General features: G+C 71.0%; 9 protein-coding genes. 7 read left to right on the top strand and 2 right to left on the bottom strand.

Annotation, left to right across the window (positions count from 1 at the left end):
* Positions 1-71: 71 nt before the first annotated feature.
* Positions 72-2,783 (bottom strand): DNA polymerase I, encoded by a 2,712-nt coding sequence (gene polA / locus IE326_RS29585; RefSeq protein ID WP_190043791.1) that lies wholly within the window; start codon positions 2,781-2,783, stop codon positions 72-74.
* A gap of 122 nt (positions 2,784-2,905) precedes the next feature.
* On the opposite strand from polA, the gene IE326_RS29580 reads away from it, so the two are divergent.
* The 7 genes from IE326_RS29580 (at position 2,906) to IE326_RS29550 (ending at position 12,493) form a co-directional block, all read left to right on the top strand.
* A complete protein-coding gene (locus tag IE326_RS29580; RefSeq protein WP_150227660.1) occupies positions 2,906-5,194 on the top strand; it encodes an FdhF/YdeP family oxidoreductase in 2,289 nt (762 codons plus the stop codon).
* A gap of 63 nt (positions 5,195-5,257) precedes the next feature.
* Positions 5,258-5,761 carry a PaaI family thioesterase gene (locus IE326_RS29575; protein ID WP_190043790.1) on the top strand — a complete coding sequence of 168 codons (504 nt, stop codon included), beginning with the start codon at positions 5,258-5,260 and terminating at the stop codon, positions 5,759-5,761.
* A gap of 849 nt (positions 5,762-6,610) precedes the next feature.
* Positions 6,611-7,849, top strand: coding sequence for a branched-chain amino acid ABC transporter substrate-binding protein (locus IE326_RS29570; RefSeq protein WP_190043789.1), 1,239 nt, complete (start codon positions 6,611-6,613; stop codon positions 7,847-7,849).
* Positions 7,850-7,971: 122 nt separating this feature from the next.
* A complete protein-coding gene (locus IE326_RS29565; RefSeq protein ID WP_150227663.1) occupies positions 7,972-8,901 on the top strand; it encodes a branched-chain amino acid ABC transporter permease in 930 nt (309 codons plus the stop codon).
* Positions 8,898-10,742, top strand: coding sequence for a branched-chain amino acid ABC transporter permease (locus tag IE326_RS29560; RefSeq protein WP_373310303.1), 1,845 nt, complete (start codon positions 8,898-8,900; stop codon positions 10,740-10,742). The genes IE326_RS29565 and IE326_RS29560 overlap by 4 nt, the downstream gene beginning before the upstream one ends.
* 3 nt (positions 10,743-10,745) lie before the next feature.
* The gene (locus tag IE326_RS29555; protein WP_190043788.1) at positions 10,746-11,780 is read left to right on the top strand and encodes an ABC transporter ATP-binding protein; all 1,035 of its coding nucleotides are present in this window, start codon (positions 10,746-10,748) and stop codon (positions 11,778-11,780) included.
* Positions 11,777-12,493: an ABC transporter ATP-binding protein gene (locus IE326_RS29550; protein ID WP_030748155.1), complete on the top strand. Its 717-nt coding sequence runs from the start codon at positions 11,777-11,779 to the stop codon at positions 12,491-12,493. The genes IE326_RS29555 and IE326_RS29550 overlap by 4 nt, the downstream gene beginning before the upstream one ends.
* 74 nt (positions 12,494-12,567) lie before the next feature.
* Here the strand turns inward: IE326_RS29550 and IE326_RS29545 are convergent, their stop codons facing one another.
* On the bottom strand, positions 12,568-13,221 hold the full coding sequence (locus tag IE326_RS29545; RefSeq protein ID WP_150227665.1) for an ANTAR domain-containing response regulator: 654 nt from the start codon (positions 13,219-13,221) through the stop codon (positions 12,568-12,570).
* Positions 13,222-13,286: the final 65 nt, after the last annotated feature.

Below are 13,286 nucleotides of genomic sequence, written 5' to 3'. Positions count from 1 at the left end.
CCACCCGGCGCACACGGCGGTGGCCGCCCCCCCTAGGACGAGGGGGGCGGCCACCGGTGGTGCGGTACGGGTCAGTGCGCGGCCGAGTCCCAGTCCCGGCCGACGCCGACGGACACGTCGAGGGGGGCGCGCAGGTCGGCGGCGGCGGACATCTGCTCGCGGACCAGCTCCTCGACCCGCTCGCGCTCGCCGGGGGCGATCTCCAGGACGATTTCGTCGTGGACCTGGAGGAGCATCCGGGAGGCGAGACCGGCCTCGGTGAGGGCCCGGTCGACCTTGAGCATGGCGATCTTGACGATGTCGGCGGCCGTGCCCTGGATCGGGGCGTTGAGCGCCATCCGCTCGGCGGCCTCGCGGCGCTGGCGGTTGTCGCTGTTGAGGTCCGGCAGGTAGCGGCGGCGGCCGAGCATGGTCTCGGTGTAGCCGGTGGCGCGGGCCTCCTCGACGACCCGGTGGAGGTAGTCCCGCACTCCGCCGAAGCGCTCGAAGTAGGTGTCCATCAGGCCGCGGGCCTCGCCCGGGTCGATGTTCAGCTGCTGGGCGAGGCCGAAGGCGGAGAGGCCGTAGGCCAGGCCGTACGACATGGCCTTGATCTTGCGGCGCATCTCGGGGTCGACCTCGGAGCGGTCGACGCCGAAGACCTGGGAGGCGACGGTGTTGTGCAGGTCCTCGCCGGAGGTGAAGGCCTCGATGAGGCCCTGGTCCTCGGAGAGGTGGGCCATGACGCGCAGTTCGATCTGGCTGTAGTCGGCGGTCATGAGGGACTCGAAGCCCTCGCCGACGACGAAGCCGTGCCGGATGGCGCGGCCCTCGTCCGTCCGCACCGGCACGTTCTGCAGGTTGGGGTCGGTGGAGGAGAGGCGGCCGGTGGCGGCGACGGTCTGGCTGAAGGTGGTGTGGATGCGGCCGTCGGCGGCGATCGTCTTGATCAGGCCCTCGACGGTGGAGCGCAGCCGGGCCTGCTCGCGGTGGCGGAGCATGATGACCGGCAGTTCGTGCTCGGTCTGGCCCGCCAGCCAGGCCAGCGCGTCGGCGTCGGTGGTGTAGCCGGTCTTGGTCTTCTTGGTCTTCGGGAGGTTCAGCTCGCCGAAGAAGACCTCCTGGAGCTGCTTGGGCGAGCCGAGGTTGAACTCGTGGCCGACGGAGGCGTGGGCCTCCTTGACGGCCTGCTGCACGGCTCCGGCGAACTGCTGCTCCAGCGCCTCCAGGTGGTCGCGGTCGGCGGCGATGCCGTGCCGCTCCAGGCGGGCGAGGAGGATGGAGGTGGGGAGTTCGACGTCGTACAGGAGGTCGCGGGCGCCGACCTCGTCGAGCCGGGTCCCGAAGGCGTCGCCGAGGTCGAGGACGGCGCGGGCCTGGGTCATCAGGGCCTCGGCCTCGGCGTGGTCCTCGGCGCCGAAGGCGAGCTGGCCCTCGGAGGCGGCGGCGGGGGCGAGCTCGCGGCCGAGGTACTCCAGGGAGAGGGCGTCCAGGGCGAAGGAGCGGCGGCCGGGCTTGACCAGGTACGCGGCGAGCGCGGTGTCCATGGTGACGCCGGCGACGCTCCAGCCGTGCTCGGGGAAGACCCGCATGGCGCCCTTGGCGTTGTGCAGGACCTTGGGGCGGTCGGGGTCGGCGATCCAGGCGGCCCAGGCGCGCTCGTCGGCCTCGTCGAGCTCGCTGGGGTCGAACCAGGCGGCCTCGCCGCCGGCGGCGGCCAGGGCGATCTCGGAGACGTTCCCGGTGCCGAGCGCCCAGGTGTCGACGGTGGCGACGCCGAGGGGCTGCTCGCCGTGGGCGGCGAGCCAGGGGGCGAGTTCGCCGGAGCCGAGGACGGTGAAGTCGAGCTCGACGCCGGGGGCGGGCTCGGCGGCGGTCTCCTCGGCGGAGCCGGGGTCGACGGCGAGGAGCCGCTCGCGCAGCGAGGGGTTGCGGATCTCCAGGGTGTCGAGGACGAGGGCGACGGCCTTGCGGTCGTACGGCTCGCGGGCCAGTTCGGCGGCGGTCCTCGGCAGCTCGACGTCCCGGACCATCTCGGTGAGGACGCGGTTGAGCTTGACGGCCTCCAGGTGGTCCCGGAAGTTCTGCCCGGCCTTGCCCTTGACCTCGTCGGCGCGCTCGACCAGCTCGGCGAAGGAGCCGAACTGGGTGATCCACTTGGCGGCGGTCTTCTCGCCGACGCCGGGGATGCCCGGGAGGTTGTCGGACGGGTCGCCGCGCAGGGCGGCGAAGTCGGGGTACTGGGAGGGGCTGAGGCCGTACTTCTCCTGGACCTTCTCCGGGGTGAAGCGGGTCAGCTCGGAGACGCCCTTGGTGGGGTAGAGGACGGTGGTGCGGTCGGTGACGAGCTGGAAGGAGTCGCGGTCGCCGGTGACGATGAGGACGTCGAAGCCCGCGGCCTCGGCCTGGGTGGCGAGGGTGGCGATGATGTCGTCGGCCTCGAAGCCGTCGACGGCGAACCTCGGCACGTGCATGGCGTCGAGGAGCTCGCCGATCAGCTCGACCTGCCCCTTGAACTCGTCGGGGGTCTTGGAACGGTTCGCCTTGTACTCGGGGAACTCCTCGGACCGCCAGGTCTTGCGGGACACGTCGAAGGCGACGGCGAAGTGCGTGGGCGCCTCGTCGCGCAGGGTGTTCGCGAGCATCGAGGCGAATCCGTAGATCGCGTTCGTCGGCTGCCCGGTCGCGGTGGTGAAGTTCTCCACGGGCAGCGCGAAGAACGCCCGGTACGCGAGGGAGTGCCCGTCCATGAGGAGCAGGCGGGGACGGGTGTCTGCGGGGTGCTTCGATGCTGTCTCGGCCACGGGACGATCCTGCCACGGACCACCGACATTCCCCTCCCCTCCGGCCGGGGTGCCGGGCTGTCGGTGCCGCGTGACAGGATCGGAGGCGTACGCCACAGGTCGAACGCTCAAGGGAGAGCGCGATGGTCAGCAAGCCGCCGTCCGGTGACCCGGTCCAGGACGCGCCGCAGGTCACGGCGCCGCAGCACGCGGCCGCCGGGCTGCCCGCCGTCGGGCACACCCTGCGGATCGCCCAGGAGCAGATGGGGGCCGTGCGCACGGCCAGGACGCTCCTCAAGGTCAACCAGAAGGACGGCTTCGACTGTCCGGGCTGCGCCTGGCCGGAGGGCGACAAGCGGCACCTGGCCGAGTTCTGCGAGAACGGGGCGAAGGCGGTCGCCGAGGAGGCGACGCTGCGGCGGGTGACGCCGGAGTTCTTCGCCGCGCACCCGGTGGCGGAGCTGGCGGAGCGCAGCGGCTACTGGCTGGGCCAGCAGGGCCGGATCACCCGGCCCGTGTACCTGCCGGAGGGCGCGGACCGCTACGAGCCGGTGACCTGGGAGCGGGCCTTCGAGATCATCGCGGAGGAGCTCACGGCGCTCTCCTCGCCCGACGAGGCGCTCTTCTACACCTCGGGCCGGACGAGCAACGAGGCGGCGTTCCTGCTCCAGCTCTTCGCCCGCGAGTTCGGCACCAACAACCTGCCGGACTGTTCGAACATGTGCCACGAGTCCTCGGGTTCGGCGCTGACGGAGACGATCGGCATCGGCAAGGGCAGCGTCTCGCTGGAGGACCTGCACCGGGCGGACCTGATCGTCGTGGCGGGGCAGAACCCGGGCACGAACCATCCGCGGATGCTGTCGGCGCTGGAGAAGGCGAAGGCGGCAGGGGCGCGGATCATCTCGGTGAACCCGCTGCCGGAGGCGGGCCTGGAGCGGTTCAAGAACCCGCAGACCCCGCAGGGCATGCTGAAGGGGGCCGCGCTCACCGACCTCTTCCTCCAGATCCGGATCGGCGGCGACCAGGCCCTCTTCCGGCTGCTGAACAAGCTGGTCCTGGCCACGCCCGGGGCGGTCGACGAGGAGTTCGTGCGGGAGCACACCCACGGCTTCGAGGAGTTCGCGGCGGCGGCCGGGGAGGCCGACTGGGCACAGACCCTGGAGGCGACGGGGCTGTCGCGCGGGGAGATCGAGCGGGCCCTGGAGATGGTGCTGGCCTCGAAGCGGACGATCGTCTGCTGGGCGATGGGCCTGACCCAGCACAAGCACTCGGTGCCGACCATCCGCGAGGTGGTCAACCTGCTGCTGCTGCGGGGGAACATCGGGCGGCCGGGCGCGGGCGTGTGCCCGGTGCGCGGGCACTCGAACGTGCAGGGCGACCGGACGATGGGCATCTTCGAGCGCCCGGCGCCGGCCTTCCTGGACGCGCTGGACGAGGAGTTCGGGATCGTCTCGCCGCGCCACCACGGCTTCGACGTGGTGCGCTCCATCCAGGCGCTGCGGGACGGCGAGGCGAAGGTGTTCTTCGCGATGGGCGGGAACTTCGTCGGCGCGACCCCGGACACCGGGGTCACCGAGGCGGCCATGCGGAAGGCGCGCCTCACGGTGCACGTGTCGACGAAGCTGAACCGCTCGCACGCGGTGACGGGCCGGCGGGCGCTGATCCTGCCGACGCTGGGCCGCACCGACAGGGACGTGCAGAGGAGCGGCCGGCAGTTCGTGACGGTCGAGGACTCGATGGGCCTGGTGCACGCCTCGCGGGGCAACCTGCCGCCGGCGAGCCCGCACCTGCTGTCGGAGCCGGCGATCGTGGCGCGGATGGCGCGGGCGGTGCTCGGCGCGGGGTCGCGGACGCCGTGGGAGGAGTTCGAGGCGGACTACGCGGCGGTGCGGGACCGGATCGCGCGCGTGGTGCCGGGCTTCGAGGACTTCAACGCGCGCCTGGCGGCGAATCCGGGCGGCTTCGCGCTGCCGCACGCGCCGCGGGACGAGCGGCGCTTCCCGACGAAGACCGGGAAGGCCAACTTCACGGCGGCGCCGGTGGAGTACCCGCGGGTGCCGGAGGGCCGGCTGCTGCTGCAGACGCTCCGCTCGCACGACCAGTACAACACCACGATCTACGGCCTGGACGACCGCTACCGGGGGATCCGGGGCGGGCGGCGGGTGGTCCTGGTGCACCCGTCGGACGCGGCGGCACTGGGCCTCGCGGACGGGGCGTACGCGGACCTGGTGAGCGAGTGGACGGACGGCAGCGAGCGGCGGGCACCCGGCTTCCGGGTGGTGCACTATCCGACGGCCCGGGGCTGCGCGGCGGCGTACTACCCGGAGACGAACGTGCTGGTGCCGCTGGAGTCGACGGCGGACGTCAGCAACACCCCCGCGAGCAAGTCCGTGGTCGTGCGTCTGGAACAATCTCCGCAGCCGTCCGCCTAAGCGCTTGCTCAGCCAGCCGGGCGACGGCAGGATCAGCCGTACGAAGACGAACGGAGCCGGGCCATGGGTGAGCAGCAGCACGTGAAGTTCCCGCAGGAGGTCATCGACGAGTACGCCGCGCTCGGCGTGGATCTGCCGGCGCTCTTCTCGGCGGGGCACCTCGGGAACCGGATGGGCGTGCAGATCGTGGAGGCGTCGGCCGAGCGGGTCGTCGGCACCATGCCGGTGGAGGGCAACACCCAGCCGTACGGGCTGCTGCACGGCGGCGCCTCGGCGGTGCTCGCGGAGACCCTCGGCTCGGTGGGCGCGATGCTGCACGGCGGGTCGTCGAAGATCGCGGTGGGCGTGGACCTGAACTGCACCCACCACCGGGGCGCGCGCAGCGGCCTGGTGACCGGCGTGGCGACCCCGCTGCACCGCGGGCGGTCCACGGCGACGTACGAGATCGTGATCAGCGACGAGCAGGGCCGCCGGGTCTGCTCGGCCCGGCTGACGTGCATGCTGCGGGAGGTCGGCCCGCTGGCCGCGGCGGACCTGCCGCAGGCGGGACGGATCGACGGCGCCTGATCCGGGGCCGGTTCACCGCCCGAACGAGGCGCGGGCCGGAGCCGGCGGGAACACCCCGGACCCGAAGGGGGCGGTACGCGGAGGCGTACCGCCCCCTTCGCGTACCGCCCCTTCCGCACACCGCCCCCCTCGGCGGACCGCCCCTCCCCCGCCCCAACCCCCCGGCGGACCACCCCTCCCCATCCCACTCCTTCGGCGCCCCGCTTCCGGCACACCGCTTCCGGCGCACCGCCGCGCGAATCCCGCACCCGCCCGCCGTCACCCTGCGCGCCCCCAACTCCCCTTCCTTTCTGTCGATTTCACGCCAACCCCTCCCAACTCACACTCCTCGTAGGTACGTTCGAAAGCAGCGAGTTCCAGCCGTTGCCCGGGAGTGACGGCGGGGCTCCGCACGCCCACTCGCGTCACGCTCCGTGATCATCCGCCGATCACCCCGGCCGAGCCCGAAGCTTGACATCCGTCCGCTCAGTTCGGGCACCGCGTCCGATATCCGGAGAGCCACCGAAGTTCCCCGTCAGTACCAAGATTCCCTCAAGCCCCTTAGCGGAACTGGGCGTTCTCAGCATGTGAACACCTTGTAACACGGCGCTATGCCCGGATTTAAGGGGACCTCTCAGCCCTGCTCCACCTGTCGGCATAACAAGACAGTCACATCCTTCTCCCGCCGCTCCCCGACCCTCCCCACCTGCGCTTAGAGTCACCGCCAGTCACCGCGCCGCTGGGCGCGACCTACTGCACGGCCTCGTACCGGTACTCAGTACGGCCCGGCATTCACCACCGGCACCTCTTGCTCCGCAGCTCCACGGCACCGCCTCGGCAGAGGGGGCCGCGCCAGGGAAAGGACCCTTCGTGCGAAACCGTTCGTTGCTCATACTCACCACCGCGGTCACCGCGGGAGCGCTCACCCTCACCGCGTGCGGTTCGCGCGACGACAAGGGCGGCGACAGCTCTGGCGAGGGCGGCGGCGTCACCGTCACCATCGGTCTGGACGCCCCCCTCACCGGCGAGCTCTCGGCCCTCGGCCTCGGCATCAAGAACTCCGCCGACCTCGCGGTCCAGACGGCCAACAAGAAGGAGTACGTCAAGGGCGTCACCTTCAAGCTGGAGGCCCTCGACGACCAGGCGCAGCCCTCCTCCGGCCAGCAGAACGCCACCAAGCTCGTCGCCGACAAGACCGTCCTCGGCGTCGTCGGCCCGCTGAACTCCTCCGTCGCCGAGTCGATGCAGAAGGTCTTCGACGACGCCAAGCTGGCGCAGGTCTCCCCGGCCAACACCAACCCGTCGCTCTCCCAGGGCCCGGACTGGGCCACGGGCACCAAGAAGCGCACCTACGCCTCGTACTTCCGCACGGCCACCACGGACGCCATCCAGGGCCCGTTCGCCGCGCAGTACGTCTTCAACGACGCCAAGAAGACCAAGGCGTTCATCATCGACGACAAGAAGACCTACGGCGCCGGCCTCGCGGGCACCTTCAAGGGCGAGTGGGAGAAGCTCGGCGGCAAGGTCGTCGGCACCGAGCACGTCAACCCCGACACCAAGGACTTCTCCGCCGTCGCCACCAAGGTGAAGAGCTCCGGCGCCGACGTCGTCTACTACGGCGGCGAGTACCCGGCCGCCGGCCCGCTGGCCAAGCAGATCAAGGAGGCCGGCGCCAAGGTCACCGTCGTCGGCGGCGACGCGCTCTACAGCGCCGAGTACGTGAAGCTCGCCGGTGCGGCCGCGGCCGAGGGCGACATCGCCACCTCCGTCGGCGCGCCGATCGAGACCCTCCCGTCCGCCAAGGAGTTCCTGGCCAACTACAAGGCCGGCGGCTACAAGGAGGCGTACGAGGCGTACGGCGGCTACGCCTACGACTCGACCTGGGCCATCATCGAGGCCGTCAAGAAGGCCGTCGAGGGCAACAGCGGCAAGCTGCCCGACGGCGCCCGCGCCAAGGTCACCGAGGCCCTCCAGGGCGTCTCCTTCGACGGCGTGACCGGCAAGGTCTCCTTCGACGAGTTCGGTGACACCACCAACAAGCAGCTCACGGTCTACAAGGTCGAGGGCGGCGCCTACAAGCCGGTCAAGTCGGACACCTTCGGCGAGTGACCGAACCTTCCCGCCGCTGATCTCCGGCGGCGTCTCACTCAGCACCATCTTCACCGCGCGGGGGGCCGCACCAGGCGCCCCGCGCGGTGTCACATCCGTCGAAAGTCTCGGAGGACAATGCGGTGAACGAACTGCCGCAGCAGCTGGTCAACGGCCTGCTACTGGGATCCATGTACGGGCTGGTCGCCGTCGGCTACACGATGGTCTACGGCATCGTCCAGCTCATCAACTTCGCCCACGGCGAGATCTTCATGACCGGCGGCTTCGGGGCCCTGACGGTCTGGCTCATCCTGCCCGGCGGCACCAGCATGTGGGTCGCGCTCCCCCTCATGATCATCGGTGCCGTGCTCGTCGCGACGACGATAGCCGTCGGAGCGGAACGCCTGGCCTACCGCCCGCTGCGCGGGGGCCCCCGTCTCGCTCCGCTCATCACCGCCATCGGTCTCTCCCTCGCCCTCCAGCAGGCCGTCTGGTCGCTGTACCCGGAGGCGAAGTCCGCCCGGACCTTCCCGCAGATCCCCGGCGGCCCGATCGAACTCGGCCCGGTCACCATCCAGACCGGCGACGTGTTCCTCCTGATCGCCGCCCCGATCTGCATGGCCTTCCTCGCCTTCTTCGTCATGCGCACCCGCATCGGACGCGGCATGCAGGCCACGGCGCAGGACCCGGACACCGCGAAGCTCATGGGCGTCAACACCGACCGCATCATCGTGGTCGCGTTCGCCCTCGGCGCCGCCTTCGCCGCCGTCGGCGCGGTCGCCTACGGCCTCAAGTACGGCGTCGTCGAGTACAAGATGGGCTTCCTCCTCGGCCTCAAGGCGTTCACCGCCGCGGTCCTCGGCGGCATCGGCAACATCTACGGCGCCATGATCGGCGGTCTGGTCCTCGGCCTCGCCGAGACCATGGCGACGGCCTACATCAGCCACGTTCCGGGCATGGAGCAGTTCGGCGGCCAGTCCTGGGCCGACGTCTGGGCCTTCATCCTCCTCATCGTCGTCCTCCTCGCCCGGCCCCAGGGCCTGCTCGGCGAGCGCGTCGCGGACAGGGCGTGAGCACCATGACCACCATCTCCGAGAACCCCAAGGCCCCCGCGGCCGCCACGGCCCAGGAATCCGCGGCCACCGGCCTCATCGGTTTCCTGCCGCCCAAGGCGGCCCGCGCCCTCGCCCTCGGCGGCGGCGTCCTCACGGTCGCCAGCTGCTTCCTCGCCTGGACCTGGACCCCCCGCTTCCCCGGCGACCTCACGGTCACCGGCTACCCGGGCGGCCTCCAGCTCCAGGTCCTGGTGCTCGGCGCGCTCACCACGCTCTTCGCCCTCTCCTCGTACGGCGTCAAGGGCACCCGCTGGCTGACCCCGGCCGGCGCGGACCCGGCGGTCCGGCTCGCCACCATCGCCACCTTCGCCACCACCTGGTTCACCGTCGGCGCGATCAGCGTCGAGCTCGGCGGACCGGTCAACCTGGAGCCCGGCGGCGTGGTCGCCGCCGTCGCCACCCTGCTCGGCCTCCTGGGCGGCCTCGGCCTCCCCTTCGAGCGACCCGCGCTGCTGCCCCTCGACCCCGAGGACACCGGCTGGGACCGCTTCAAGCACCGGGCGGGCAACGGCTGGTCCACCTTCAAGGCCGCCTTCGCCACCGGTCCGGTGCGCAGGCTGCCCGCGATGAACTCCGCCGTCGAGATCCTCATCATCACCGCCGTCCTCGCCGTCGCCCTCGGCGTCTTCACCTACGGCGTCGGCACCGAGTACGACGAGCTGTTCCTCGGCTTCCTCATCACCACCGGCCTCGGCTTCGCCGCGGTCAACAAGTCGGGCCTCACCCAGCAGGCCACGACGCTCACCGGGAAGCACCAGAACCTCTCCATCGCCGGCGCGTTCATCGCCGCGGCACTCTTCCCCTTCACCCAGACCGACGACCAGTACGCGACGCTCGGCGTCTACATCCTGATCTTCGCCACGGTCGCCCTGGGCCTGAACATCGTCGTCGGCCTCGCCGGCCTGCTCGACCTCGGATACGTCGCCTTCCTCGGCGTCGGCGCCTACGCCGCCGCCCTGGTCTCCGGCGCCCCGACCTCACCCTCCGGCCTCCACCTGCCCTTCTGGGCGGCGGTCCTGGTCGGCGCGGTGGCCTCACTGATCTTCGGCGTCCTCATCGGCGCCCCGACCCTGCGGCTGCGCGGCGACTACCTCGCCATCGTGACCCTCGGCTTCGGCGAGATCTTCCGCATCGCGGTGAACAACACGGACGGCACCTCCGGCCCCGACATCACCAACGGCTCCAACGGCATCGCGTCGATCCCGAACCTGAACATCTTCGGCTTCGACTTCGGCGTCGAGCACACGATCGCCGGCTTCACCATCGGCCGCTTCGCCAACTACTTCTTCCTGATGCTGCTGATCATGGCGGTCGTCGTGCTGGTCTTCCGGCGCAGCGGCGACTCCCGCATCGGCCGCGCCTGGGTCGCCATCCGCGAGGACGAGACCGCCGCGCTCGCCATGGGCATCAACGGCTTCCGGGTCAAGCTCATCGCCTTCGCCCTCGGCGCCTCGCTCGCCGGCCTCGCGGGCACCGTGCAGGCCCACGTCACCTACACCGTGACGCCGGAGCAGTACCTCTTCGCCGGTCCCATCCCCCCCAACTCCGCCTTCCTGCTCGCGGCCGTCGTCCTCGGCGGCATGGGCACCATGAGCGGACCCCTGGTCGGTGCCGCGCTGCTCTTCCTCATCCCGAACAAGCTCCAGTTCCTCGGCGAGTTCCAGCTCCTCGCCTTCGGCGTCGCGCTGATCCTGCTCATGCGCTTCCGCCCGGAGGGCATGATCGCCAACCGGCGCCGCCAGCTGGAGTTCCACGAGAAGGACGAGACGCCCGCCACGCTCGCCAAGGCAGGTGCCTGAACCATGACGACCACGACGAACCAGGCCGGGGCCACCACCTCCCAGGCCACCCCCGAGAAGGTGCTCGACGCGCGCGGGGTCACCATGCGCTTCGGCGGCCTCACCGCCGTCCGCGAAGTCGACCTCACGGTGAACAGCGGCGAGATCGTCGGCCTCATCGGCCCCAACGGCGCCGGCAAGACCACCTTCTTCAACTGCCTCACCGGCCTGTACGTCCCCACCGAGGGCGAGGTCCGGTACAAGGGCACCGTCCTGCCCCCGACCTCCTTCAAGGTCACCGCCGCCGGCATCGCCCGCACCTTCCAGAACATCCGGCTCTTCGGCAACATGTCCGTCCTGGAGAACGTCCTCGTCGGACGCCACACCCGGATGAAGCAGGGCCTCTGGTCGGCGGTCCTCCGACTCCCCGGCTTCCGCCGGACCGAGGAGGAGGCCACCCGACGCGCCATGGAGCTCCTGGAGTTCATCGGCCTGGCGCACAAGGCGGAGCACCTCGCCAGGAACCTGCCCTACGGCGAGCAGCGCAAGCTGGAGATCGCCCGCGCGCTCGCGAGCGACCCCGGCCTGCTCCTGCTCGACGAGCCGACGGCGGGCATGAACCCCCAGGAGACCCGGGCGGTCGAGGAACTGATCTTCGCCATCCGGGACCAGGGCATCGCCGTGCTCGTCATCGAGCACGACATGCGCTTCATCTTCAACCTGTGCGACCGGGTCGCCGTGCTCGTGCAGGGCCAGAAGCTGATCGAGGGCGACAGCCAGACCGTCCAGAGCGACGAGCGGGTCATCGCCGCGTACCTCGGCGAGCCGATCGACGAGGCCCCGTCCACGAAGGCCCCGGCCGACGAGGCCCCGACCGACGAGGCCCCCGCAGCCCCGGCGAAGGCCGCCGAGACCGCCGAGGACACGGACACGGACGCCGACACGGGCTCGGACGACGCCGAGGCCGCCGACGACGCCCCGGCCGAGGACGACGACACCCCGGCGGACACGGCGGACGCCCCGAAGGACGCCGCTCCGGGCAAGGAGAACGACGCATGACCGCACTGCTCGAAGTCGAGGACCTGCGCGTCGCCTACGGAAAGATCGAGGCCGTCAAGGGCATCTCCTTCTCCGTGGAGGCGGGCGAGGTCGTCACCCTCATCGGCACCAACGGCGCCGGGAAGACCACCACCCTGCGGACCCTCTCCGGGCTCCTCAAGCCCGTCGGCGGCCAGATCAGGTTCGAGGGCAAGTCCCTCCGCAAGATCCCCGCACACAAGATCGTCTCGCTGGGGCTGGCCCACTCCCCCGAGGGCCGGCACATCTTCCCGCGCATGACCATCGAGGAGAACCTCCTCCTCGGCGCCTTCCTCCGGAAGGACACCGCCGGGATCGCCAAGGACGTGCAGCGCGCCTACGACCTCTTCCCGATCCTGGGCGAGCGTCGCAAGCAGGCGGCCGGCACGCTCTCCGGCGGCGAGCAGCAGATGCTCGCCATGGGCCGGGCGCTGATGTCCCAGCCCAAGCTGCTCATGCTCGACGAGCCCTCCATGGGCCTCTCGCCGATCATGATGCAGAAGATCATGGCGACCATCGCCGAGCTGAAGGCCCAGGGCACCACGATCCTGCTCGTCGAGCAGAACGCCCAGGCCGCGCTGGCCCTCGCGGACCACGGCCACGTGCTGGAGATCGGCAAGATCGTGCTCTCCGGCACGGGCCGGGACCTGCTGCACGACGAGTCGGTGCGCAAGGCGTACCTCGGCGAGGACTGAGCACCGGCGGACGTACGCAGGAAGGCCCGCCCCGCATCGCGCGGGGCGGGCCTTCCGCCGTGTACGGGTACGGGCTACTGCCCCTTCGCGGCCTTCTTCTCCTCGGCGTCCTCGATGACGGCCTCGGCGACCTGCTGCATGGACATGCGGCGGTCCATGGAGGTCTTCTGGATCCAGCGGAAGGCGGCCGGCTCGGTCAGGCCGTACTGGGTCTGGAGGATCGACTTGGCACGGTCGACCAGCTTGCGGGTCTCCAGGCGCTGGCTGAGGTCGGCGACCTCCTGCTCCAGGGCACGCAGCTCGGCGAAGCGGGAGACGGCCATCTCGATGGCCGGGACCACGTCGCTCTTGCTGAAGGGCTTCACCAGGTAGGCCATGGCACCGGCGTCCCGGGCGCGCTCCACGAGGTCGCGCTGGGAGAAGGCGGTGAGCATGAGGACCGGGGCGATGGACTCGCCGGCGATCTTCTCGGCGGCGGAGATGCCGTCGAGGACGGGCATCTTCACGTCCAGGATCACCAGGTCGGGGCGGTGCTCACGGGCCAGCTCGACGGCGGTCTGGCCGTCGCCCGCCTCGCCGACGACCGAGTAGCCCTCCTCCTCCAGCATCTCCTTGAGATCGAGGCGGATCAGGGCCTCGTCCTCGGCGATGACGACGCGGGTCGTCAGCGGCGGGACGTGCGACGATTCGGCGTCGTCGGCGGGCTGGGGCGACTCGGGGGCGGTCACGGGGGCTCCTCGTTCGATGGCCTCGTTCCGAGGCGGATACAGCTCCCCATGAGCCTACCTACCTC

It is taken from the genome of Streptomyces filamentosus (genome assembly GCF_014654895.1).
GTDB classification, from domain to species: domain Bacteria; phylum Actinomycetota; class Actinomycetes; order Streptomycetales; family Streptomycetaceae; genus Streptomyces; species Streptomyces filamentosus.
Note: the sequence above shows the minus strand (reverse complement) of the source record. Positions and strands in the feature narration are given on the sequence as shown.